The organism is Flammeovirgaceae bacterium SG7u.111 (assembly GCA_034044135.1).
In the GTDB taxonomy this organism is placed as follows: Bacteria; Bacteroidota; Bacteroidia; order Cytophagales; family Flammeovirgaceae.
In genome coordinates this window covers 1,253,026-1,279,477 of the sequence record CP139021.1, presented here as the reverse complement: position 1 = coordinate 1,279,477, position 26,452 = coordinate 1,253,026, and the positions used below count along the sequence as shown (strand labels likewise).

Annotated in this window: 18 protein-coding genes; 14 read left to right on the top strand and 4 right to left on the bottom strand. The window is 43.9% G+C overall.

The genetic code is table 11. The features are described 5' to 3' along the window. Positions 1 to 21: 21 nt before the first annotated feature. Both R9C00_04985 and R9C00_04980 read right to left on the bottom strand, forming a co-directional pair. Positions 22 to 792, bottom strand: coding sequence for an SAM-dependent chlorinase/fluorinase (locus tag R9C00_04985; GenBank protein WPO36799.1), 771 nt, complete (start codon positions 790 to 792; stop codon positions 22 to 24). Positions 793 to 807: 15 nt separating this feature from the next. Next, on the bottom strand, positions 808 to 1,584 hold the full coding sequence (locus R9C00_04980; GenBank protein WPO36798.1) for a sugar phosphate nucleotidyltransferase: 777 nt from the start codon (positions 1,582 to 1,584) through the stop codon (positions 808 to 810). A 522-nt stretch (positions 1,585 to 2,106) separates the two neighbouring features. Here R9C00_04980 and R9C00_04975 point away from each other — a divergent pair. From R9C00_04975 to R9C00_04930, 10 genes are all read left to right on the top strand, one after another. Further along, the gene (locus tag R9C00_04975; protein ID WPO36797.1) at positions 2,107 to 2,712 is read left to right on the top strand and encodes a sulfotransferase; all 606 of its coding nucleotides are present in this window, start codon (positions 2,107 to 2,109) and stop codon (positions 2,710 to 2,712) included. A gap of 257 nt (positions 2,713 to 2,969) precedes the next feature. After that, entirely contained in the window at positions 2,970 to 3,530 is a 561-nt protein-coding gene (locus tag R9C00_04970) for a formyltransferase family protein (protein ID WPO36796.1), read from the top strand. Positions 3,531 to 3,559: 29 nt separating this feature from the next. Further along, positions 3,560 to 3,922, top strand: coding sequence for a hypothetical protein (locus tag R9C00_04965; protein ID WPO36795.1), 363 nt, complete (start codon positions 3,560 to 3,562; stop codon positions 3,920 to 3,922). A gap of 18 nt (positions 3,923 to 3,940) precedes the next feature. After that, positions 3,941 to 9,247, top strand: a complete 5,307-nt coding sequence (locus R9C00_04960; protein WPO36794.1) for a tandem-95 repeat protein — start codon at positions 3,941 to 3,943, stop codon at positions 9,245 to 9,247. A gap of 28 nt (positions 9,248 to 9,275) precedes the next feature. Further along, a complete protein-coding gene (locus R9C00_04955) occupies positions 9,276 to 10,799 on the top strand; it encodes a PorP/SprF family type IX secretion system membrane protein (GenBank protein WPO36793.1) in 1,524 nt (507 codons plus the stop codon). A 557-nt stretch (positions 10,800 to 11,356) separates the two neighbouring features. Then, on the top strand, positions 11,357 to 13,378 hold the full coding sequence (locus R9C00_04950; protein WPO36792.1) for a tetratricopeptide repeat protein: 2,022 nt from the start codon (positions 11,357 to 11,359) through the stop codon (positions 13,376 to 13,378). Between the two features lie 12 nt (positions 13,379 to 13,390). Beyond that, entirely contained in the window at positions 13,391 to 14,146 is a 756-nt protein-coding gene (locus R9C00_04945; GenBank protein ID WPO36791.1) for a LytTR family transcriptional regulator DNA-binding domain-containing protein, read from the top strand. A gap of 286 nt (positions 14,147 to 14,432) precedes the next feature. Continuing rightward, on the top strand, positions 14,433 to 14,708 hold the full coding sequence (locus R9C00_04940; protein ID WPO36790.1) for a hypothetical protein: 276 nt from the start codon (positions 14,433 to 14,435) through the stop codon (positions 14,706 to 14,708). Between the two features lie 171 nt (positions 14,709 to 14,879). Then, positions 14,880 to 19,865 carry an Ig-like domain-containing protein gene (locus R9C00_04935; protein ID WPO36789.1) on the top strand — a complete coding sequence of 1,662 codons (4,986 nt, stop codon included), beginning with the start codon at positions 14,880 to 14,882 and terminating at the stop codon, positions 19,863 to 19,865. Positions 19,866 to 19,895: 30 nt separating this feature from the next. Further along, positions 19,896 to 21,392: a PorP/SprF family type IX secretion system membrane protein gene (locus tag R9C00_04930; protein WPO36788.1), complete on the top strand. Its 1,497-nt coding sequence runs from the start codon at positions 19,896 to 19,898 to the stop codon at positions 21,390 to 21,392. 72 nt (positions 21,393 to 21,464) lie between these two features. Here R9C00_04930 and R9C00_04925 read toward each other — a convergent pair whose 3' ends face one another. Continuing rightward, positions 21,465 to 22,130, bottom strand: coding sequence for a GDSL-type esterase/lipase family protein (locus R9C00_04925; protein ID WPO36787.1), 666 nt, complete (start codon positions 22,128 to 22,130; stop codon positions 21,465 to 21,467). Positions 22,131 to 22,493: 363 nt separating this feature from the next. Here R9C00_04925 and R9C00_04920 point away from each other — a divergent pair, with 363 nt between their 5' ends. Then, positions 22,494 to 23,609: a hybrid sensor histidine kinase/response regulator gene (locus R9C00_04920; GenBank protein ID WPO36786.1), complete on the top strand. Its 1,116-nt coding sequence runs from the start codon at positions 22,494 to 22,496 to the stop codon at positions 23,607 to 23,609. A 20-nt stretch (positions 23,610 to 23,629) separates the two neighbouring features. On the opposite strand, the gene R9C00_04915 is transcribed toward R9C00_04920, so the two are convergent. Then, the gene (locus R9C00_04915) at positions 23,630 to 24,352 is read right to left on the bottom strand and encodes a DUF3784 domain-containing protein (protein WPO36785.1); all 723 of its coding nucleotides are present in this window, start codon (positions 24,350 to 24,352) and stop codon (positions 23,630 to 23,632) included. 150 nt (positions 24,353 to 24,502) lie between these two features. On the opposite strand from R9C00_04915, the gene R9C00_04910 reads away from it, so the two are divergent. The 3 genes from R9C00_04910 to R9C00_04900 all read left to right on the top strand — a co-directional run bounded on the left by R9C00_04910 (position 24,503) and on the right by R9C00_04900 (position 26,294). Further along, on the top strand, positions 24,503 to 25,285 hold the full coding sequence (locus R9C00_04910) for an IS5 family transposase (GenBank protein ID WPO36784.1): 783 nt from the start codon (positions 24,503 to 24,505) through the stop codon (positions 25,283 to 25,285). Between the two features lie 127 nt (positions 25,286 to 25,412). Then, positions 25,413 to 25,898 (top strand): hypothetical protein, encoded by a 486-nt coding sequence (locus tag R9C00_04905; GenBank protein ID WPO36783.1) that lies wholly within the window; start codon positions 25,413 to 25,415, stop codon positions 25,896 to 25,898. Between the two features lie 84 nt (positions 25,899 to 25,982). Next, positions 25,983 to 26,294, top strand: coding sequence for a hypothetical protein (locus tag R9C00_04900; GenBank protein ID WPO36782.1), 312 nt, complete (start codon positions 25,983 to 25,985; stop codon positions 26,292 to 26,294). Positions 26,295 to 26,452 lie beyond the last annotated feature (158 nt).

The following is a 26,452-nucleotide window of genomic DNA, read 5'->3' as shown; positions in this document are numbered from 1 at the left end:
TTTTAATTCTTCTTAGAAAAACTAGTTCTTGAACTCGATGGTAACAGGGCTTTCCCGCTTCATACCCAGCAGTTCGGAAGCATTGCCTTGGTTAATGGCAATTTCTAGGAGATTGTTGCTATTGAAAAATGCCACACAGTCTCCAAAATCTCGACTATGGTAGTTTTCGTCTACGCGTGTGTGCCGCTCGTATTCAAACGTAATCCGATACTTGCGGTTGGCATGCACTTTTTCAAAATCTTCTCGGCTGATGTTGGAAATAAGGTTGCCATAATGGTCCACATGAATTACGTGTCCTTTTATTCTGTCTGCCTCAAGCCTAGGGGTCAATTCTATACGTTGCTGAAGCTGATCAAGGGGGCTTCCCAAACTTTCGGGCGCCTCATCGTCGAGCAGTAAGCAAACTATGGGAGCATAGATGTGTTTGGCAGGAAAAGTTTGCCCTGGCATATCGGCAGTATTCAAACTCAGTAGCATTTCTGGTTGTTGGCCATTGAAAACCAAGCTTAAAATCCCGTTGTCGGGCCCAATGAAAAAATGCCCTTTGTGAAAAGCCAACACATGTTGCTGGGTCATAGCCGAGCCAACGGCTACAAGGTGAATAGTGCCAAGGGGAAAGTCTTGATAAACAGAACGGAGGGTGAAAGCCGCTTCGGCAATGTTGCAACTACTGACCTCATGGCTGATATCAACCATATTTTGCAATGGACACGAGGAGAGCAGGGCAGCTTTTAACGCTGCTGCATAATAATCCTTCAAGCCAAAGTCTGAGGTAAGGGTTACAAGTGCCATTTTATTCGCTTACGCTTAATAGTCATGTCCTTTCCATGCTTCCGAAAGTTCGTTGGAAGTCCCTATATCTTTAAAGGTTTCGTTGGGGAACAAACAGGTTTTGATGGTTAGCCCCGCTTTTATCGCCTCTTTGAATACTTCCCCCAAATAAATCTCTTTCGAACCTTCTTCTCTATCTTCTAACTCCTTTTTCAGAAAACCGTGCATAAATTCGGTAAAAACTGGCGTCCAAAGGGCAATGATCCAACTATACGTTAGGTTGGTGCTCTTTGGCTTGATGACTATATCGGTCAAATTTCCATCGTTATCAAAGTCAATCATGTCACATTTGGCTGCTTGCTCTTTGCTGCTTAACTCAAAGCCACCAACTACAAGGTCTGCACCAGTTCCAAACTGCACGCTGTCTAGCCTAGAATAAGCATCTTTAGGCTCAAAAAGGATGTCGGGAAAGCCGAGCAAAACTTTTCTTCTATTGATAAAAGAATAAGCTTGGTCAATGGTGTAAGGCACACCATGGGGTTCGTCCATGAGGAGATAGGCAAAATCCATTCTGTAGTTTTTTCCATTCCCAAAGTACTGGGGAATATCCCATTTACCATCTCTCAGCACAAAAAACACCTTGCTAGCACCCGCTGCGGCATATTTATCTAGCAGTACTTGAGCCACCACCTTCGGCTTTTTGCTGCCATCGGGCATTTGGCGAAAGCCTATGGGCATCAGCTCTTTGCTACAAGGCAGTGGTTGCAAACGCCTAGCTTGCCCTCCCGCCGGAATCAGTCCTACTATTTCCATGTGTTATTTTAGAAAAAGGTTCTACTTCTTTTTTTCCAAATCTTATAACCTTTTGCCTTCATGTGCAAGCTATTGGGAGAAATATTTTTTCTACTAAGAAGATATGCAGGTTAACGGCAAAAGCAAACAGGCTTGAACAGGAAATAAGTTTTGAAACAAAATTCTTTTAACAAAGAAAAAAACTTTAATAAAATTGTTTTTATAATTATTTGATAAGATAATACAATCTTTTCTCAATAAAACTGAAAAATATCGTTTTGCTCACAAGAAAAAAACTATTGATAAAAATTACTACTGCACATGAACCAGGCAATTGAATCAACAGAAAACCCTTCCCCAACAGCTTTTTTCAAGCAGATAACCCGCCCCTTTACTGAAGATTTCCACTAACTATTTACATGCGGTTTAGCTCCTTTAAACCTATTTCAACATTGTGTTTTTTTTTCACAAAAGCGCTAGATTTTCATCAATAACGATACACCAACTACTTGAATCATCTAACACTTTTTGAAATTCAATATCATGCAGAAAGTCCATTTTATTTCAGGAATGCCACGTTCGGGCTCCACCTTATTATCAAGTATCCTATGCCAAAACCCACGCTTTCATGCGAGTATGAGCAGTCCGGCAGGCTCTCTTATAAATGGTGTGCTAGAGCAAATAGGCGCAGGAAGTGAGTTTTATAGTTTCTTTGATGACCAGAAACGCAAAAACATGTGCAATGCCGTATTCAATGCGTATTACGAAGATAAACTTCAGCATGATATTATCTTCGATACCAACCGAATGTGGACTTCTAAGCTACACCAGTTGGTAGAGTTGTTCGGCGACTTCAAGGTGATCTGCTGTGTACGAAACCCTGCTTGGGTAATGGACAGCTTTGAGAAAGTGTATAGGAAAAACCCCTTTAACTACAGCAAGATGTTCAGCCCGGGAAACCGGCACACGGTTTATTCATGGTGCGAGAGTATGGTGAACGGGGGGATTGTAGGGGCAGCTTGGACCGCCCTCAAAGAGGCCTACTATGGCGAATATTCAGACAAGCTCCTTTTGATAGATTATGACTTGCTAGCCTCGCATCCCGAAAAGACCATGAAGCTTATGTACCAGTTCATTGGGGAAGCTTAGTTTGACCATGATTTCAACAATGTAGAGTTTACCCACGACGAGTTTGACGAGAACATCGGGGTGAAAGGACTCCATGCCGTAAAGAAGAAAGTAGAGTTCAGGTCGAGGAGAAGCATATTGCCCCCCGATTTATTTCAGAAATATAGCGAAATGGTCTTTTGGTCTGACACCGCTGACACAGCTGCTAGTGTCATAGCACCAAAACAAAACCAACTAACCGCTTTAAACAAATTAGGATCGATCCTAATATTAAAAATATGAAGAATAATTTCCTAAAATCTATTGGTACCGCATGCTTCCAACTGACACTTTCAGTCAGTTCTCTATCAGCTATAGGTTCTCCCTCCTACTACAGATCGAGACGAGGATCATATGGCAACAATAACATACCAATTTTTCAAGTCTCCAAAGAAAACCTCTCAGCAGACCTTATTCCATGGTTGCAGGAACTAAATCCTGATTTGGCGATATGTCTTACTTTTCCATTTAAAATCCCAGAGAACGTTATATGTACACCTAAAAAAGGACCTTTAAACATCCATTTCGGTCCAATACCAACTTATGGAGGATCAGACCCTTTGTTTTGGATGATTAAAAATGAAGAAAGAACAGCAACGATCACTGTGCAACAGATGATTGAGACGATGGATTCTGGACCAGTGATTCACAGAGAACAATCTGCGATTTATCCAGGAGAAAATTATGGACTGCTAGGTAGTAGACTCAGCCAATTGTCTGCCAACATGAGGGGGCCTCTATTGGAGAAATTAAAGAGGAACGAAAGAGGAACGAAAGACCTACCACAGTACATAATGTAATCCTTAAAAAAAGACCTACACAGGAAGAGTTGACAATTGACTGGCAAAACCAAACAGCGGATCAGATTGAGGCATTGGTAAATGCATCAAACCCAGTATATGGAGGAGCGATTACCTATTTTAGAAATGCAATCGTACGAGTTTTAGAAGTAAGTCCTGCCACCATGGCTGATGCTACAATACTGAGGCCGGGAAGCATTGTACATGCGAGTCAGATAGAGGGGTTGTTTGTGTTATGCAGTGATTATAAGTTTTTAAAAATAAATATTATTAGAAGTCAGGAAGCAATATTATCAGGTAATAAACTTGCTGCTTTGGGGATTCGTCAGGATGAAAAGTTTGGATTACAAAATCAAAATCCATCAATTAAGAAATCTAAGATTATTATATAAATGATAACGATAAAAAAAATGAAAAAGCAATTTTATGGATTAGTTTCCTTCTGGATAATTTCATCATTTATACTAGTCAACGAAGGGTTTTCCCAATGTACTCCTGCCAATACTGATATAAGCCTTCCTCAAGCTGGTGGTTCGTCCCGATGGAGTCAAAGTTTTCAGGCTACCTGCACCGGGACACTGGATGCACTCAGGGTAGTTGCTTCAAACAATGTCTCAGGTATTACCGTGACTATTTATGAAGGGGATGGGTTTGCAGGCTCCGTCTTAGGATCCTTAACTAGCCAAAGCATAACCCAGGCAACAGGAGTAATTCCAGCATTATACACTGACTATTCAGAATTTGATTTCTCTGGAGAAGGTATTACGCTGACATCCGGACAGACCTACACATTTGATCTCTCAACGGCAGAGTTACATTATGACCAGTCCAATTCGCCAAGTTATACTGGCGGAATATTATATTTTGCAGGGGGTGCTCAGAGTACACTTGACTTGCTTTTCGAAATCGATATAGTTGGAGCTTCCAACGCAGTTCCCACAGACATCTCATTATCCAATAACTCTATTAACCAGACCGCTACAGGAGTTAACGTGACAGTTGGAACATTAACTACTACTGATGCCGATGCAGGGGATTCGCATACATACTCCTTAGTAAGTGGAACAGGTGATACTAATAATGGAAGTTTTAATATTAGTGGTAATACCATAAGAACATCATCGGCACTTACGGCAGGTTCATACAGTGTAAGAATCAACACCAATGATGGAACTGATGATTTTGCAGAAGTTTTTTCAATTACTGTTGTTGATAATGTTGCTCCTTTAATTAGCAGTATTGCACGTCAAAGCCCAACTACAAGCCCAACGAATTCAGATGCTTTGGTTTGGGACGTGACTTTTGATGGAGCGGTAGCCAATGTGGACGCAACAGATTTCACTGTGACAGGAACGACAGGGACGATTGCATCGGTCACAAACCCAAGCGGGAATGTTTATCGTGTGACGGCTTCGGGCGGAGACCTGGCAGGTTTGACTGCAACAGTGACCTTAGGCTTTGCCGGAGGACAAGACATTGCAGATGCATCTGGCAATGCACTGGTTAACTTGACCCCGACAGGAACGAACAACAATACTTTTGTAGTAGATAATACGGCTCCTTCCGGCTATTTAGTAACTATTGATCAATCGGTTATTAATGCCAACAATGATGATGTAATGAGTTTCACCTTTGCAGGAGCAGAGATTGGGGCTACCTACAACTATACTTTTACAAGTAGTGGCGGCGCAGGCTCGGTCACGGGCAGCGGGACGATAGCGACAGCTACCGACCAGATCACGGGCTTAGACCTAACTGGCCTAGCTGATGGCACGATCTCCCTGAGCGTGACCCTGACAGATGTAAACGGGAACACGGGCAGTGCAACAACAGATACCGAGACAAAGGAGACTGTAGCCCCAACGGTATCCTTATCTACAACCTCCAGCAACCCAACAAGCGACAATCCTATCCCAGTAACAATTACGTTCAGCGAGGAAGTTTCTGGTTTTGTAGTAGGTGATATTACGGTGGGTAATGGGACAGCTACCAATTTTAATACTACAGATAATATAGTTTTTACAGCTGATATTAACCCTACAGGAAGTAATGTAACGGTAGATATAGCTTCAGGGGTTTCCCAAGATTTAGCGGGTAATAATAATGACACGGCACTTCAATTTAGTATTCAGTATGATGAGATAGATGCCAGTATATCACAAGTTATTTCTCCAGTTACTCAATTTGACATTACAACTACTATTGTAGAAGTAGAAGTAAGCAATATGGGAACTGTTCCGTTAACTAATATACCGTTGACTTTATCGGTAACTTTCAATGGAACACTATTAGGTACTTCTTCAGGCACCGTACTGGCAAACGTACTGCCAGGAACAAGTACTAATTTTACCTTCCCAGATAATTTTGATTTTTCTAAGGATGGAAATTATAAACTTACAGTTACTAGCAAGGTAACTAGCGATGCAGATGCTTCTAACGACTCAATTGTTTTCATAATTGGTAATAGGTCTAGAGTTACAGCACCTCTAAGTGAAGATTTTGAAAGTATTGTTACTACAGGTACAGGATCTGTTTTATTAACTGTTCAGGAAGATCGATTCTATTTTGACGGTTTAATAGGTTGGGAATATGATCAAGTCACTTCTGGTGGCAGATTTTCTGTCCGTAATGATTATACTAGAAATAGTAGACAAATGGTAACATTGGATAATCCAGGAGGTAACAGTTTTAATGAAGTTACAGTAAACTTAGATTTAAGCAGTTTTGATATAAACAATCCTGCAGATGATATTCGGTTATACTTTTCTTGGTATGATCATGGGGACGAAGGAGATGTTAGAGATGTCGTTGAGTTTAGAACCAATGAAAGTGATCCTTTTATTGAAATTTATGATTTTGCTACAAATAGCAATAACGGAAGTTGGACCGATGTTCAAGGTATTGATATAGATCAGATTTTAAGAGATAACGCATTAAATTTTACAAGTACTTGTCAACTTAGGTTTTCACAAAACGATAATTTCCCAGTAAATACCGATGGAATTAGTATCGACAATGTATTTTTAGGTAAAGTAATTCCAGCAACTGCCCCAGCAGTCACAGCAAGTCTTACAGTAGCTGAAAATGTAGCTATAGGAACTAGTGTAGGTACGATTTCTGTGGATAATGGATCAGGGATTTTTATCTCGGCTAACCCAAATATTGGGGACCATTTTGTAATTAATCCAGTTACTTTAGAGGTTACCACTAGAGCGGATGTAGATTTTGAAGATATCATCGCTAATAATGGAGGTTCAAACATATTAAACCTTAATGATACCCTTACCGATGAGGTGTTTGGAGGCGATGTAATCATTCCAATAGTAATCACAGTAACCAATGAAAATGATGCGCCAACACTTTCTACCGCAACCGCCCAAAGCGTAGACGAGGACAACAGCCTCCAGTTTGGTGTTGCGATGACGGATGCTTCTGATGTCGATGGTGACAACCTCTATTTGATAGTAGAATCGGGTGCAAACTATACGGTCTCAGATTCTTCTATTACGCCAACGGTTAATTTCAACGGCACGCTGACCGTACCCGTGAAGGTCACGGACGGCACGGATACGACCTCTTCGGTGGACATGATCGTGACGGTGAATTCGGTGAATGATGTACCGAGCCTCACTTCTGCAACAGCACAAAGCGTGGACGAGGACAACAGTCTTCAACTAGGTGTTGCGATGACGAACGCTGCAGACATAGAAGACGATGCACTTTATTTGATAGTAGAATCGGGTGCAAACTATACGGTCTCGGATTCTACGATCACGCCGGCAGCCAACTTCCACGGCACGCTGACCGTCCCCGTCAAGGTGACAGACGGCACGGAGACGACCGCTTCCGTGGACATGACAGTGGCGGTGAACCCGGTGAACGACGCTCCGACCTTGGCTTCGGCAAGCGCACAGAGCCTCGACGAGGACAACAGCTTGCAACTAGGTATGGCAATGACCGATGCTGATGATGTTGACGGCGACAACCTCTATTTGATAGTAGAATCGGGTGCAAACTATACGGTCTCGGATTCTACGATCACGCCGGCAGCCAACTTCCACGGCACGCTGACCGTCCCCGTCAAGGTGACAGACGGCACGGAGACGACCGCTTCCGTGGACATGACAGTGGCGGTGAACCCGGTGAACGACGCTCCGACCTTGGCTTCGGCAAGCGCACAGAGCCTCGACGAGGACAACAGCTTGCAACTAGGTATGGCAATGACCGATGCTGATGATGTTGACGGCGACAACCTCTATTTGATAGTAGAATCGGGTGCAAACTATACGGTCTCGGATTCTACGATCACGCCGGCAGCCAACTTCCACGGCACGCTGACCGTCCCCGTCAAGGTGACAGACGGCACGGAGACGACCGCTTCCGTGGACATGATCGTGACGGTGGACCCGGTAAATGATATCCCAGCAATCACGGCTAGCCAAAACTTCGATCTGCCAACTTCTATAAGCAACGGAACTTCGGTAGGAACGGTGGCAGCAACAGATATAGATGCAGGAACCACCTTCTCCAACTGGACAATCATAAGCGGCAATAGAGGAAATGTATTTGCCATCAACCCTACAACTGGTGAGGTAACCATTCAAGATGTCTCAGCCTTAGATTTTGCAACAGCATCGGTATATACCTTATCGTTGACAGTAAGCGATGGAACCAATGTTAGTGGGGAAGTAGATGTGACCATTCAAGATAAAATTGCTCCTACACCTGATGTGGCAAGCCTATCGGCTATTACGATGAATTGTGAAGTAACGACTGCGGATGTTCCCACCCCTACTGCTACGGATAATAGCAGTGGAAAGGTAACGGTAACCAACGATGTTACTTTCCCCATCACCACGGCAGGCACAACGGTCATCACTTGGACCTATGAAGACGAAAGCGGGAATACTTCTACACAAACACAAAATATCACGGTAGAAGCTTCTTCCATTGCAAACGTGACGTTTGAAGACGCTACGGTTACTTACAATGGTTCTGAACACAGTCTTGCAGTTTCTGGCTTGCCTTCGGGGGCGACAGTTTCGTACCAAAACAATGGGCATACTGCACCGGGGACTTATGAGGTAATAGCCACTGTTGACCCGAACTCTAATTGTGCTAGCGTAGAGCTAAAAGCAACATTGACTGTTGAAAAAATAGTACAAACGATCACCTTCTCTGCTTTGCCCGATCTGACTTTCGGAGGCCAGGTTATCCAATTGGAGGCAACAGGAGGCGATTCGGGATTGCCGGTAACTTATACGCTTAGCACGAGCCCTTCTTCTGATGTTGCCACGCTCAATGGCAGCGAACTGACCATTGAAGGAACGGGAACAGTAACGGTAACGGCTAGCCAAGCTGGCAACGAGTTTTATACAGTTGCAGCCGACGTAACCCACACTTTTGAGGTGACTTCTGGCGAGCTGTTCTTGCCAACCTTGTTTAGCCCGAACGGCGACCTAACAAACGACCAATTTGTACTGAGAGGAGGGGGAAATATCTCCACTATCACCCTGAGTATTTTCGATAGAGATGGAAACGAGGTGTACAGGTCGGAAAGTTTGGATGAGCTTTCGGAAATAGGCTGGGATGGAACTACCAATGGTACGAAGCAACCGCAAGGTGTGTACATCTGGGTGTTGAAAGGCGAATTTACCACGGGCACACCTATTACCGTAGGTGGGAAAACCAAAGGCACTATTAGGTTAGCTAGATAATAAATCCAATTTTAAAGACATCATTAAAATGAACAAGAAATCGATAAAAAGGCTGCTGCCGATAATAGTAGGATGCCTGCTATTGGCCAGTTCGGCTCAGGCGCAAGAGCCAAATTTCAGTTTGTATCACTACACACCTTTTTTCACCAATCCGGGTGAGATAGGTGCGGTAGAAGATACACGAGTGATGCTCAACTACCGAAACCAACAACTGGACTTGGACGAGAACATCACATCGTCTTCGGTCTCTGCCTATTACCCGATCTATATTGGGCATAACAGGTTGGTGACGGCTATCAATTTCCTAAACGACAAGAACTCTGAGTTTCTCTCGTCCAATGGCGGGATGCTGGGGCTGTCATATAGCCTAAAAACAACGAAAAGCTCTGAGTTGAGCTTTGGTCTCCAAGCCGGGTTTTTCCAAAGAAAGATAGGGGAAGGGTTCACCACCGACGAGCAGTTTGTCAACGGTGTATTCGACCCGAATGCTATTTCTACCGATGCGGTATTAAACCAGTCGGTAGGATATCCTATCATCAGCGGAGGGTTGTTTTATAAGGTAAAGGACGATTTGGGCTTGGAAAAGGCATTCATTGGCGCATCTATCTTCAATGTGAACGGACCGAATATTTCGCTGATGGGCGACCAGAAAGATAACTTGCCCATGAGTATAAAAGGTACGGCAGGATATCGGGTGTTCAGAGGGGGCAATTTTTCCGTATTGCCTACAGCAAGGTGGGTTTACCAAGCAGGGAACAGCTTTTTGAACGTAGGCTCTAGGTTTGCCTACGAGCTATCGCAGAGTGGAGAAAATGCAAAAAAAATAGAGCTGGGTATTTGGTACAATACCAATGATTATGGTGTATTCTCTTTGGCTTACGAACAACCAAGCTTTACTTTGGCGCTAAGCTATGACAAAACGATAGGCACGGAGTTGGGAAGTGCACAAAAGGGTGTGTTCGAGTTGGCCATTTCCTTTAGGTTACAGAAGAAGGAAAAACCTACTTTTGTTGAAGCCGCGGTGCAAGAGGTTATTGGGCCCGAGGAAGTAGCGGTAGAGGAAATCGATGATGCGGCAGAAACCATGGAAGAAGTGGAAGAACCTGCCGCACCAGAGCAAAAGGTAGTGGAAGAAGAGACAACTGCCCCAGAGGAAAAACCTGATGTGCCCGAAGAAGTCGCAGTTAGCAAAACGACCTTCACCCCTGCCGAAAAAGCCATCCTGGCAAAAATCGTAAACTTTGATTTAAACACTTATGACCTTGATAAGGAATCCAAAGCCTTTTTGAATGGGATTGCCGATATCCTTAGGGAAAAAGAAGGATTCGAGATTGAGCTGGTGGGACATAGCTGTGACCTAGGTTCGGAAAAGGTGAACAAGTTCCTCTCGCTGAACAGGGCAGAGACCGTAAAGGATTACCTTGTGGGAAAGGGGGTCGACATAAACAGCATCAAGACCGTGGGCATGGGCGAAGAGGTCCCGTTAGAAGGCAACGACACCCCAGAGGGTAGGGAACATAACCGTAGGGTCGAGTTTAAAGTCGTTTACTAGAAACAACCTCTTTTATAACTTTTGAAAACAGCCAAGCAGTAAAGTTGCTTGGCTGTTTTTTTATGCGAAAGTTTTTATCGACTCTCCAAAAAAGGCTTCACTTCTTGCTTTCCAGATCTTATACCCCTTTGGGGTCATGTGCAAACTATCCGAGGTGAAGAGTTTGAAGTCTTTGAATGAAAAAATTTAAGATGCATTTCCCATAGAGCAGGCAAACCAGAGGTCATCTTGTATAGCTTTATCGATTCATCAAAACCTAGCTGTATGCTCACTGTGATAGCAAAACAGGTATACAAAACGGTTTACTCCGACCGTTTTTAAGGATAGTATCCAGTATCCCATACGGGGTCGCATAGGTCAATGCCACCTTTTTTGTACAACACCTAGAAAGTCGCACAAAAAAACATAGTATATAATTGATATTAATAATACTTTTGGTGAGGATTACTAAATAGAAAATACAATCAGATAGAGTCAAAATGACTGGTTTCCATTTCGTAACCAAAGCAAGAGCCATTTGCAGCGAAATCCAATGATACTTATCAAGACAAAAACATATGAACAAATACCTCTTTTTTATCCTACTTTATATTCTTTACTTGTCCACCGCTGGAATAGCCCAAAACCAAGCGAAAATCGATAGTCTTAAAGGCATCCTACCAACTACCTCTGGGGAAAAGAGAGTAAAAGTACTTAGGGATTTATGTTATTACAGCCGTTCCATCAATTTTATGGCTGCCGTCTCTTATGGGGAACAGGCTGTGTCATATGCCACAGAAATAGGTAATAAAGATCAATTGGGTTCGGCATATGAGGATTTAGGAAGTATTCATCTGCGTACAGGCCGATATGAGACCGCATTAGATTTCTATAAGAAAGCCTTAGCAATATTTGTAGAAACAAAAAATAAAGAAGCTGAAGCTTCAACAATGCATAATACAGGGGTGGTATATTTGTATAAAGCAAATTACCCCATGTCATTGGATTGCTTATTCAAGGCCTTGAAAATAAAAAATTCGCTAGGGAAGGCAAAGGCAGCAATTACCTTGAGTAGTATAGGGGAAGTATATCGTGCTAAAAAAGACAATAACAAAGCCTTGGATTATTACTTTCAAGCTCTTAAAGAGGCTAGGAAAACTCAGAATAAGTCAGACATTTCGGTAGTACTAAACAATATTGAAATCATTTATCGACAAAAAGGCGATTTTGAAAAAGCATTGGAATATAGGATGCAGGCAATAGCTATTCATAAAGAAACAGGAGACGACTTTGGCTTAGCCATCAGTTATAATAATCTAGGAGAGCTATATGATGAGCAGGGAGATCTCGAAAAGGCTATGCACTATTTTAGAAAATCGTTAGAAATCAAAGAACGAATGGACAACCAGCAAGGGATATCACATACCTCTGAGCGGATGGCAAGAGTCTATACAAAACTAAACGATTTTAAAAATGCGGACAGGCTTGCCCAAAAAAGCCTGACTATTGCGGTGGAAATTGGCAATACAAATAGGGCAGCAAATATTTACAAAACCCTTTCCTCCATTTACCAACACTTTGGCAAATACGAACAAGCGCTTTTATATTATCAAGACTTTACGTCCTTAAAAGACTCCGTGTTTGATAAAAACAAAGAAGTCATTATCTCGGATATTGAAACAAAATACCAAACCGCCAAAAAAGAAGCTGAAAATGCACTGCTAAAGCTAGAAACAGAAAAGCAAATGGCTACTATTGCCCAAAAAAACAAGTTGGTCACATTCTTCATCGTTGGCTCACTTATACTACTGGTACTAGCAGGTCTACTTTATCACGCTTACCTACAAAAAAACAAGAACAACAAACTGTTGGCGGCACAAAAGAAAGAACTTACCCAACTCAATGCTACCAAAAACAGGTTTTTTGGTATTATTGCCCATGACCTCCGAGGTCCACTTACCGCACTACAAGGCATTTCCGGGCTATTGAACTATAACATTAAAAAGGGGAATATTGAAAATCTCCATAAAATAGCCTTACAGATTGAAGACTCTGCCCAAAAGGTAAATACACTACTCGACAATTTATTGAAATGGGCATTGAGCCAAGAAGGGGCAATGCCTTTTCAACCCCAACGACTGGCTCTCAAACCTATAGTAGAGGAGAGTGTTCAGTATTTCAAAGATATGGCAGCTGCAAAAGATATTCACATAGAAGCAGATATCCCCCAAGAGGTGCATGTACATGCCGATAAAGAAACACTGAGCACTATTTTTAGAAATTTGATCAATAACAGTATTAAATTCACTCCCAATGGAGGTTCTGTAAGTTTATTGGCCATAGGTAATCACGAAGGTGTACAAATAGATGTAAAAGACAATGGAACTGGAATAGAAGAAGAAAGGATCAAAAAACTATTTGCCCTAAATGATGCTAAAAGCACATCGGGAACAAATGCCGAAAAAGGCACCGGGCTGGGACTTGTATTGGTAAATGACTTTGTGCATATGAACCACGGGACTATCGAGATTAAAAGTAAACCAAACCATGGTAGCGTATTTTCTATCACACTGCCTACAAACTACGCCAAGGCAAGTTAAATCGTAATAAGAATGTCAAAAGTAAGCGTATTTATCATAGAAGACGATTTCATCCATGCCAACCGACTAGAGATGTACCTAGATGAGATGGGCTATTACCTAGCGGGAATGGCCTCAAATGCAACCCAAGCACTAAAAATGATCGAAGCTGCACAACCAGATTTGTTGCTAGTAGATATCCACTTGGAGGGTGATTTTGATGGCGTGCAGATTGTGGAACACCTAAATAAGAAAAAAGCGATTCCAGCCATTTTCATCACGTCTTACAGAGACAAGGAAACTTTTGAAAGGGCAAAATTGACCGATCCTTACGCCTATATCGTCAAACCTTATGATAAGGATACCTTACAGGCGGCCATAGAGCTCGCCGTATACAAACTCTCCAAAACAAAAAGCAGCCAAGCCCAAGGTGACTATAGAGGATGGAACGAGGACCGTGTTATTGAGGAGGAATTATTTATAAAAAGCAAAAGAAGGCTTATTAAAATAAAACTAAGCGGCATCTTCTGTGTAGAAGCCAAAGACAAGTTCTGCCTAATTGGGCTAGCCAAGGAAACTATTGAAATCAGGATGTCCTTGCAAAAGCTGCAAGAAAAGCTTACAAATGACCATTTTTTAAGGATTCATCGCTCTTTTATTATAAATAAAGACAAAATTTCAGAAATAAACATTCAACAAAACGAGGTACTGCTAGGTACTTACACAGTACCCATTGGTAGGTCTTATAAAGAGACTTTTCTCAATAGCATTGGTTCATCAATGGGCTGACCTACTATTTATTAGTACTTTTATCACCGTTGTATTTTTCCACATACGGGTATCCATTTTGAAGCTGTTTTGAAATATATCTTCAAAATAGCTTCTTATAATGCCACCTCCCTCCAATTTTTTGTTGTTCGCGCCATATTTCGGCTGTCTACGCCAAAAACCGAATAAACACACTCTTTTTTAAGTTTTTTTTGCAAACCAAAAAAGTTCATGGCCCAAGGCACGAACCCTTGTATGCCAAGATAAGAATATACATCCGCTTTAATCTTAAAGAACAAAACAAGACATGAGAATAGATTTGTGGTGCAATACCAAAAAAAATAAGCAATACCGAGTAATAAAACGAATAGTCTATAGAGCGACTCTTATAGCTTTTATTTGCTTTGCTCATCTTTCTAAAGTAAATGCCCTAACTGTTACCTTTTTTGGTAGCCCAGAGTATAGTCGCGGTTCACTTTCTGCAACTATTTTAGATGCATCAACTACATCTGACAGCCTAACTATCACACCTCCTATCATACATATTCCACCAATAGCTACTCATGCCAAAATTTTGAAATAGACGAGAATCCATAGGATTATTGAATACTGCTTGTTCTGATGGCAACATAGTTATAGACACAATGAGAAATTGAGAGAGGCTAATAAAAATTATGTGATAGATCAAAAGGCTTTGACTACGAAGACAAAAAATCACTCTGTCATAAGATTAGAAAACAAAAGGCATTATAAAATGAAGAAAATATTATTCTTACTACTTACACTAATAGTAATAACTGAAAGTAAGGCTCAAGACTGTGACACGTTATCCTATGAGTGGGAAACCCCCACTCCAACCACAACTGTTTATAATTATGCTTCTGGTAGGCTTACAGGTATACCAGATCCATCGAATTCTACAACCCCAACAGACACAAAAACAATCTTTGAAGGATTCACTAGCCCGAACCCTGGCACGACCTCAGTAGGAGCTGTTTTATTAGGTCTTGGGTTTCTTTCGGACGCCAATGATAATCTTAGGATTGATGTGATGGTTTATGATGACAATGGGTCAGGCAGACCAGGCACTCAGGTCGGGGGTGTAACAGGTCTTTCACCTACTTCGTTAGGGGTGGTGCATAATTTTAGAGAGTTTTGGATTGAGCTGCCTTCTTTGCCAGTTCCGACTACCAGTAGATTTTATATTGGCGTAGTGATGCACCCTGGGGATGCCAGTGATCAACTGGTTGTCCAAGCTAATGCTAAAGGACAGGGCAATGGAGATGACTCCAATAGTATTACAACAACCAAATTTGGAAATGAAAAATTACTTAGCGTTTATAGTAGCGATATAGATCTGAAAATAATAGCAAAACTGGGGATAGTTAGAGATCCTTCTTTTAGTTACGGCAGCAGCAGCTATTGTTCTAATCTACCTGATCCCACGCCTACTATATCAGGGGATGCAGGAGGTACATTCACCAGTTCTCCTTCGGGTCTTTCTATCAATAGTTCTACGGGTAAAATAGATTTGTCGGCTAGTAATGAGGGCACCTATATGGTGAGGTACACCACGGGAGGAGCATGTTCTCAGTTCAAAACCCAATCTGTAGAAATTGTAAATGATCAACCTACAATTACTTGCCCGAGTAATCAGGCAATAGCTTTTAATGCGAGTTGTCAATATACTTTGCCTGACTATAGGAGTTTGGCTACTGCCAATGACAACTGTAGTACACCTACCATTACCCAATCCCCCGCTCCAGGCTCTATTTTGTCCGCCACTCAAACCATTACACTCACTGCAAATGATGGGGATGGAAATATCAGGCAATGTACGTTTGAAGTGATTCCGTCTGATAATACCGATCCTGTGATTAGCTGCCCAAGCAATCAAACCATTAACATTGACGGAGTTACCTCAGCTCTAGTACCAGATTATACATCCTTGGTTACAGCCACCGATAATTGTGACGGAAGTCCTACTATTACCCAATTGCCTTTAGCAGGCAGTAGTATTGGGCTAGGCACAACCACAATTACTCTGTCGGCTGAAGACGTATCTTCGAATGATGCTTCATGCACATTTGACCTCTTAGTGCAAGATATTACTCCACCAGTAGTAACAATCACAAGTCTGGTAGCTGACCCCATCAATGGGGCTTTTACAGCGACTTTTACTTTCTCAGAATCAGTTACGGGTTTTGGGATCGGGGATATTGTGGTAGGGAACGGAACGGCAAGCAACTTTACCGCCAACAGTGCTTCGGAATATACAGCCCTGATAACCCCGGCTACCGACGGGACGGTCACCATCGACGTGGCAGCGGACGTGGCACAAGACGCGGCGACCAACGGGAACACCGCAGCCACCCAGTTCAGCATAGAGGCAGACCTGACCGGCCCGACAGTCGCAATTTCAAGCACAACAGCCAATCCGACAAACGCCGCTTTCACCGCTACCTTCACCTTTTCAGAAAACGTGACAGGTTTTGGGATCGGGGATATTGTGGTAGGGAACGGAACGGCAAGCAACTTTACCGCCAACAGCGCTTCGGAATATACAGCCCTGATAACCCCGGCTACCGACGGGACGGTCACCATCGACGTGGCAGCGGACCTGGCACAAGATGACGCCACAAACGGGAACACCGCAGCCACCCAGTTCAGCATAGAGGCAGACCTGACCGGCCCGACAATCGCAATTTCAAGCACTGCCGTTGACCCCATCAATGGGACTTTTACAGCGACTTTTACTTTCTCAGAATCAGTTACGGGTTTTGGGGTTGGCGATATCGTGGTAGGGAACGGCACGGCAAGCAACTTTACCGCCAACAGCGCTTCGGAATATACAGCCCTGATAACCCCGGCTACCGACGGGACGGTCACCATCGACGTGGCAGCGGATCTGGCACAAGATGAAGCCACAAACGGGAACAGCGCAGCCACCCAGTTCAGCATAGAGGCAGACCTGACCGAGCCGACAGTCGCAATTTCAAGCACAACAGCCAATCCGACAAACGCCGCTTTCACCACTACCTTCACCTTTTCAGAAAACGTGACAGGCTTTGACATTACCGATATTGTGGTAGGGAACGGCACGGCAAGCAACTTTATCGCCAACAGCGCTTCGGAATATACAGCCCTGATAACCCCGGCTACCGACGGGACGGTCACCATCGACGTGGCAGCGGATCTGGCACAAGATGACGCCACAAACGGAAACACCGCAGCCACCCAGTTCAGCATCAAGGCAGACCTGACCGAGCCGACAGTCGCAATTTCAAGCACAACAGCCAATCCGACAAACGCCGCTTTCACCGCTACCTTCACCTTTTCAGAAAACGTGACAGGTTTTGGGATCGGGGATATTGTGGTAGGGAACGGCACGGCAAGCAACTTTATCGCCAACAGCGCTTCGGAATATACAGCCCTGATAACCCCGGCTACCGACGGGACGGTCACCATCGACGTGGCAGCCGATGTGGCACAAGACGCGGCGACCAACGGCAACACCGCAGCCACCCAGTTCAGCATAGAGGCAGACCTGACCGGCCCGACAATCGCAATTTCAAGCACTGCCGTTGACCCCATCAATGGGGCTTTTACAGCGACTTTTACCTTTTCAGAAAACGTGACAGGTTTTGGGATCGGGGATATTGTGGTAGGGAACGGCACGGCAAGCAACTTTATCGCCAACAGCGCTTCGGAATATACAGCCCTGATAACCCCGGCTACCGACGGGACGGTCACCATCGACGTGGCAGCCGATGTGGCACAAGACGCGGCGACCAACGGCAACACCGCAGCCACCCAGTTCAGCATCGAGGCAGATCTGACCGAGCCGACAATCGCAATTTCAAGCACTGCCGTTGACCCCATCAATGGGGCTTTTACAGCGACTTTTACTTTCTCAGAATCAGTTACGGGTTTTGGGATCGGGGATATTGTGGTAGGGAACGGTACGGCAAGCAACTTTACCACCAATAGCGCTTCGGAATATACAGCCCTGATAACCCCGGCTACCGACGGGACGGTCACCATCGACGTGGCAGCCGACGTGGCACAAGATGCAGCCACAAACGGCAACACCGCAGCCACCCAGTTCAGCATCGAGGCAGACCTGACCGGTCCGACAGTCGCAATTTCAAGCACAACAGCCAATCCGACAAACGCCGCTTTCACCGCTACCTTCACCTTTTCAGAAAACGTGACAGGATTTGGGATCGGGGATATTGTGGTAGGGAACGGAACGGCAAGCAACTTTATCGCCAACAGTGCTTCGGAATATACAGCCCTGATAACCCCGGCTACCGACGGGACGGTCACCATCGACGTGGCAGCCGATGTGGCACAAGACGCGGCGACAAACGGCAACACCGCAGCCACCCAGTTCAGCATAGAGGCAGACTTGACCGGCCCGACAGTCGCAATTTCAAGCACAACAGCCAATCCGACAAACGCCACTTTCACCACAACCTTTACCTTTTCAGAAAACGTGACAGGTTTTGGGATCGGGGATATTGTGGTAGGGAACGGCACGGCAAGCAACTTTATCGCCAACAGCGCTTCGGAATATACAGCCCTGATAACCCCGGCTACCGACGGGACGGTCACCATCGACGTGGCAGCCGATGTGGCACAAGATGATGCTACCAACGGAAACACGAAAGCTACCCAATTCAGCATTGAATACGACGGCACGGTCAGTCAGGTCATCTGCCAAAACATCACCGTGCAATTGGATGCCAATGGGACAGCATCTATAGAGGCGTCACAAATCGACAACGGGTCTTCCGACGATTATGGGATAGCGTCCATTTCATTGGATAAAACAACTTTCGATTGCAGCAACATTGGAAAAAACAAGGTAACCCTCACAGTGACCGATATAAATGGGAATACAGCCACTTGTGATGCCTTTGTTACAGTGGAGGACACGCTTCCACCAACCGTCATCGTAAAAGACATCACCTTGCCCTTGGCTACAAACGGACAGGCATCCATTACCGTGGACGATATCGACAATGGCAGCGCCGACAATTGCTCCATAGCAAGCCGGACACTTGATATTTCTAGTTTTGACACACCCAAAACACCCTCAACCACGGTAACACTTACAGTAACCGACCATAGTGGAAACACAGCCTCGGCTACAGCGACCGTAGCCTTTGAAAAAGTTTCACAGTCCATTCTGTTTGCCATCTTGCCGGACAAAAGCGTTGGCCAAAACCCATTTGCCCTTGAGGCGACGGGCGGAGGATCGGGCTTGCCCGTCACCTTTTCGATCGTGACCGAGCCCTCATCGGGGGTCGCCTCACTTGTAGATGGCACCATCGTTATAGAAGGACCTGGCACGGTAACGGTAACGGCCAGCCAAGCGGGCAATGATATATTCGCCGCTGCACCAGATTTGTCACAAACTTTTGAGATACAGGAAAGCGCCCTCTTCCTTCCCACACTTTTCAGCCCTAACGGCGACGGTACCAACGACCTATTCCTTATGCGCGGAGGGGGAAACCTGGCGAGCGTGGGCTTCTCCATATTCGACAGGGAGGGGAACCTTGTCTTTAGTTCCGAAAGCTGGGAAGAGCTTTCCCAAACAGGATGGGACGGGACCACCAACGGCAATAAACAGCCACAAGGCGTCTACCTATGGACCATAAGGGGCCAGTTTGACGATGGCTCCCCTCTTGCCATAGACGGAAAAACTTCTGGTACCATCCGCTTAGCTAGATAACCACCCACCCAATTAAAAAACTCGATTACCATGAAAAATAAATTAATAATACGGTTTCTTCCGAGCTATTTTGCAGGCCTTATGCTCTTGGCTTTCCCAGCCCAGGCGCAAGAGCCAAATTTTAGCCTGTACCACTACACGCCCTTTTTCACCAACCCAGGTGAGATCGGTGCGGTAGAGGATACGAGGGTGATGCTCAATTACCGAAACCAACAATTGGACTTGGACGAGAACATCACATCGTCTTCGGTCTCTGCCTATTACCCGATCTATATTGGGCATAACAGGTTGGTGACGGCAATCAATTTTCTAAACGATAAAAACTCAGAATTCCTCTCTTCGAATGGAGGGATGCTGGGGCTGTCATATAGCCTAAAGACTACCAAAAACTCAGAACTGGCTATGGGACTCCAAGCAGGATTTTTCCAACGGAAAACTGGAGGGGAATTTACCACCGACGAACAGTTTGTCAACGGTTTTTTTGACCCGAACGCCATTTCGACCGATGCCGTTTTGAACCAATCGGTAGGATATCCCGTGATCAGCGGAGGATTGTTCTACAAGGTAAAGGACGATTTGGGCTTGGAAAAAGCGTTCATCGGCGCGTCCATCTTCAATGTGAACGGACCGAATACCTCGCTGATGGGCGACCTGAAAGACAACTTGCCCATGACTATTAAGTCGACGGCAGGGTACAGGGTGTACAGGGGGGCAAGTTTTTCGGTGCTACCAACTGCCAGGCTTGTTTACCAAGCAGGGAACAGCTTCTTGAACGTGGGCTCTAGGTTTGCCTACGAGCTTTCCCAAAGCGGGGAAAATGCCAAGAAAATAGAGCTGGGCATTTGGTACAACACCAACGACTATGGAGTGTTCTCTTTGGCTTACGAACAGCCTCGTTTCACTTTGGCGCTCAGCTATGACAAAACGATAGGCACGGAGTTGGGAAGTGCACAAAAGGGTGTGTTCGAGTTGGCCATTTCCTTTAGGTTGCAAAAGAAGGAAAAACCTGCTTTTGTTGGCAAGACCGTGCAAAATGTAGTAGAGCCCGAAGAGGAGGTAGTAGCAGAGGAAACCGGTGATGCGGCAGAAACCGTGGAAGAACCTGCCGCGCCAGAGCAAAAGGAAGAAGAAGTGGAAGAGGAAACCGAAGAAGCTGCTAAAGAGGTTTTCACCGAAGTGGAAAAGCAGACGATAGCGCAGCCAGTCGGGTTCGAGTTCAATACCTACGACCTTGACCAAGACTCAAAAGCTTTCCTAGACAAGGTAGCCAAGATACTGAAAGAAAAAGAAACAGAAGATTACCAGATAGAGCTTAGGGGCTACACCTGCGACCAAGGCACGGAAAGGGTGAATACCTTTTTGTCTTTGAACAGGGCTGAAGTCGTGAAAGAATACTTGGGTGGAAAAGGGGTAAATACCGAAAATATCAAAACATTTGGTATGGGCGAGCAAGATCCTGTGGGAGACAACGGCACGGTTGAGGGACGCCGGAAAAACCGCAGGGTGGAATTCAGATTGGTGTATTAAAGCCAAGTTTAACCAGTTTTTGCAAACAGCCAAGCAACTTTACTGCTTGGCTGTTTTTTTATGCGAAAGTTTTTATCGGCTCTCCAAAAAAGGCTTCACTTCTTTTTTCCAGATCTTATACCCCTTTGGGGTCATGTGCAAACTATCCGAGGTGAAGAGTTTAGGGATGGGGCGACCGTCTTTTCCTAGCATAGGCTCAAAGACATCGACAAACTCAAGGTTTTCTTTTTCTTGGCAATAGTCAATTACCATTTTGTTGGTGGTTTGCATGGCATCAGCTAGTTCCCAACGTGAAGGACTTGGCTTGATGGATAAAAAATAAATAATGGCAGAGGGAAGGTCTTTTTCTACTTTTCCCACAAAAACCTTAAAGTCCTTCAGCACTCGCTCGGGTGATTTTCCTACAGCCAAGTCGTTATCGCCTTCGTAGTATAAAATTTTGGAAGGGCTGTACATTTTTACCAGTCTATCGTAAAAGAAATTAGCATCACTGGCTTGCGAGCCACCAAATCCACGGTTTATCACCTGATACTTTTTAAAGGTCTTTTCAGCACTTTTCCACATCCTTATAGAAGAACTCCCAATGAACAGCACGCAACCTTTTGGTGGCATGTTGGCAGCGTCGAGCGAATCGAAAACAGCTATTTCGGATGAGAAGCGGAGTGGATCGGGGTCGTCCTGTGCTAACACTAGGTGGAAGGCAAAAAGTAAGCTGCCAAGCAAAAAAAAGGTCTTCATAGAGATAAGGTTTTAAAAGTAATTGTGAGTTTTATATCAGGGCATGTTTAAAGTTGACCCGTTTCGCTAAAAAAGCTATATTGAAACCTAATGGACAAGTCTTCAAACAGCCACCTTGCTAATTTACTTATTTTCCTTAATTATAACATCAGGAATGGTTTAAGTACCTAAATGTGCTAAATTGAAACAGAGCTCTGGCATCAACACCATGGAAATTCGGGAATTAATGCAAAAAAACAGGTAGAATGGTATCCCAAAAAAAGGTGAAAAAAGACTAAATGAGTAGTTTATTCGATAAACGATAAGAGGATTCAGGAGGCTTTTATGTAAACTTGATATATAAACAGCACTAGCAACAAAGATATGGGGACATCAAAAGCACCAACTATATTGCTTGCCGACGATGAAGAGGCAAACCGGGACATAATAATCCATATTCTGAGCACCGCAGAGGATGAGTACAATTTTGTAACCGCATCTGACGGAAAAGAGATGGTGGAAGTGGCGCTGAAAGAAAACCCAGACCTGATCATAAGTGACTGGGAAATGCCTAGAATGAACGGCCTTGAGGCCATGCAGGAACTCAAAAAGCACGAAGCAACTGAAAATACGCCCGTCATCATGTGCACTGGGGTAATGATTACCCCGCAAAACCTAAAGCAAGCCCTACAAGCAGGTGCTGTAGATTATATCCGCAAACCCATAGAATCGATCGAACTGCTGGCCAGAATCCAATCTATGCTCAAATTGTCAGCTTCTTTTAGGCAAATAAAAGCCCAAAAGGAAGAGCTTGAAAAACTAAACATCCTCAAAAACAGACTGCTTTCGGTGATCTCACACGATGTACGAAGTCCTATAAATTCTCTCAAAGGACTGATCAGCCTTTTCAAAAACAAATTGCTCTCGGAAGAGGAAATGATCAAACTGACCTCCAAGCTGAGTTTGCAAGTAGATACTATCAGTGATTTTTTAGAAAACTTACTCAACTGGGCAAAAAACCAACTTACCAAAGCCGATCTTGAACGTAAAAAATTTCATATCCAGTCATCCATCAACTCAACAGTTCAATTAGTTACCCCTTTGGTTAAGTCCAAGGAAATCACCTTGAAAGCTGCACTAGATGGAAAAGATGTAGTTTTCGCCGACGAGGAAATGCTTAAAATAGTGCTGAGAAACCTTCTTTCCAACGCCATCAAATTTTGCCAAAAAGGAGACAATATTCATGTATTTACCTCTACTACCGAAGAGGGGGTAAAAGTTTCCATCAAAGACTCTGGAATTGGTATTAGCAATGCCAACTTACAAAAGTTATTTGGAGCGGAACACCTCAGCACCAAGGGCACAAAAGATGAAATAGGAACAGGTTTAGGCCTGTTGCTTTGCAAACAAATTATAGAAAGCCATGGAGGCACTATAGGGGTAGAAAGCGAGGAAGGCAAGGGAAGTGAGTTTTGGTTTGTCTTACCTCCTAATTCTTAACCTGGCCCTCCTACCCTATTTCAATTAAGAACTCCTGAATATTTTTCTTGAAGCTGTTTGGTAAGTTGCTCAATGACGGTTTTTTCATCTGAAAAATAAATCTTTTTACCTTCTTTGGTCTCAATCAAAATAGTTGGACACTCTTCCGAATTCACCACTAACTTCACTAGTTCACCCTCTTTTGTTTTGAAGTAGCCTTTTTTGATCCCTCCCAAAGCAAAGCCATTCGTTTTGCGGGCAAGAACGGGAAGCGATGCCCCAAGCGTAATAGCGGCTATCTGTGGAGAGGTTATTTTTTCCCCGTAGCTCCCTTCGATTTTGATGGAAGCTTCTTCTATAAACATTTGGTTTTCCTGCATTCCCCAAGCAAAAACTCCAATTACAAAAACGAGTGCAGCCACCAGCACAACAATACCGACGTTGCTGTGATTTTTCTTTTTCGTAAAACTTCGACTGTTCCAAATGAAGTATATATAAGCTAAAACTGGGTAAACCCCTATAAAAATTCCAGTCTCCTTTTCTCCAACTAAGTAGTAACACAACAAGCCAAAAAACAAATTGGTAAACCCCAAAAAGTAATGGAAGTTTCTGAAAAAGGAAATATAGGAGAGCAGATTGAACTGTTCCTTTTCTTCCTTGCTCATCGTATTATAACCAGAAAGGAGATTTTTTGCATTTTTTTCGGTCAAAATAAAACCTATTGCAACAAACAATATAGTGATACCTGTAAGCACGTAAATCATCTTCTATCTATTAAGTAAACTGAGCAACAAAATTGTTATCAGATCAAAACCAGCCTATTGTAAACTATGTAATAAGCTACTAAGAGCATGTTTAAATTTTGAAAAGAGCCGGGCAGGCTAAAACTTTGTAGTGACGAAACAACAAAGTTTATGGAAACAGGATATACCCGCTTGACCTCCCGGCAATGGCAATATATAAAAGAATATCTTCCCGTGGAAAGGAAACGCAAATATGACCTCAGGGACGTGGTGGACTCGATCTTGTACTGCATGCGCAGCGGACAGCAGTGGCGCAGCCTCTCGGGCGAGGGACGCCCTCCTTGGAATGTGGTATACTATTATTTCCGCAAGTGGCAGGGGGACAACACGCTTTTTCGGCTGAACGCGGCACTCAACCAACTAGAGCGCAAGAGGAAGGGCAAGAAGGCGACCCCGAGCATGCTTTCCATTGATAGCCAGTCGGTAAAGTGCGCGCCTTTTATCGGGCAGGACACGGGGCTGGACGGCAACAAGAAGGTGAACGGGAGAAAAAGGCACGTCATCACCGATACGCTCGGGCTGGTATGGGGAGTGGTCGCCACTGGCGCCAACGAGCATGACGGCACGATAGGGCAACGGGTGGTGGAGCCCCTCTTGGGCTACCTGCACAGGATGGAAAAGATCCTGGCAGACCAGGCCTATAAAAAGAAGTTCACCGGATGGGTAGAGGACAACATAAGGGGCGTAGAGGTCGAGATATCCTCTTGTCCCCCAACCCCCAGGGGCTTTGTGCCCATCAAGTGGAGATGGGTCACCGAGAGGACATTCGGCACGTTCAATTTCTTCCGGAGGCTGTCCAAAGACTATGAAAAAACTACCAAAAGCCAAGAAGCTTGGGTTTTATGGCAAAACTGCCAAATAATACTTAATAGGATCAAAAAAATGCCTATTTAAAATTTTTAAACATGATCTAAAAAACACTTGTAAAACCTAAAAACAAAAAGTTAGTTCAAACAATTGAATTAGTAAATTTGTCTTTACTTTTAAGTGCATTTTTTCAACACTTAAACTCTCAAAACTTATGAAAAAATATTTTTTTACCTTAATCACTCTATGCCTTTTTGCAGGAATGTCCAATGCCCAATCCAACTGGGAAATTGGTGGCAGACTTGGAGGTGGTGGTTGGGCACCAGGCAATCATAGTAATAATTTTTCTATTGACATGACCATCCCTTTCAAAGCTCCTCGGCTACATGCAGCGCTTTATCTTGACAATGACATCGCTGCTGGCGTATACTTCGACTGGATGTTTATCCTAAACAAAGGACCAAAAGGACTTAAGTTTTATCCTGGAGTAGGTCCTGAACTTTATTTTTATGACGGAGTAGACCTTGCCGTTGCTGGTGATTTTGGTGTCGAATATTCTTTCGATTTTCCACTAACCGTAGGTGTAGACTGGCGTCCCAATTTTATGCTGACCGACAATATGAACTATTCTAGTGGCAATTGGGGTATTTTGGCTAGATTCAGGATTGGAGAAGGAATCAGCTTTGTTCGCTCTAAGTAAACTTTCCACTTCTCTTTAGAGCTAAAATAGCGGAATGCACAAATTATTCCCAACAGTTTTTTTGTTCAAAATCGATTCAAGAATATGAAACATGTACGTTTTCTTTTGCTTCTATTTTTCTTGAGCTGCAAGCCAGAAACCGAGCTGGAAAAGCTAGGCAAGCACTACCAAAAAAACGGCGATTACCAAAGCCTGAAACAAGTGGTGGAGCTGATGGAAATGGACGTGGATACTTCTTTTGTAAAAACCATTTTAGGCGAACCTATTTCCATGGGCTTCGACTTCCGATACCTAGCCGATTCGACAAGTGAAAATGGCTGTACCATAGGCGCAGTTTTCCATATAGGTGAAGCTGGAAAAATAGACCAAAAATGGATAGATGAGATCTGTGAATAGTCTACGCACTTCTATCTTGTACCCTATTACCGGTAAAACAAAAAGAAGTTATGAAAAGAGTAGTTAAAAGTTGAGAGGGAAAGGTAAAAACAGTATGTTTATAAAAACCAATTCTTTGAAGCTAGTTGAATAGCTCCTTAAACCTAAACTATTAAAAT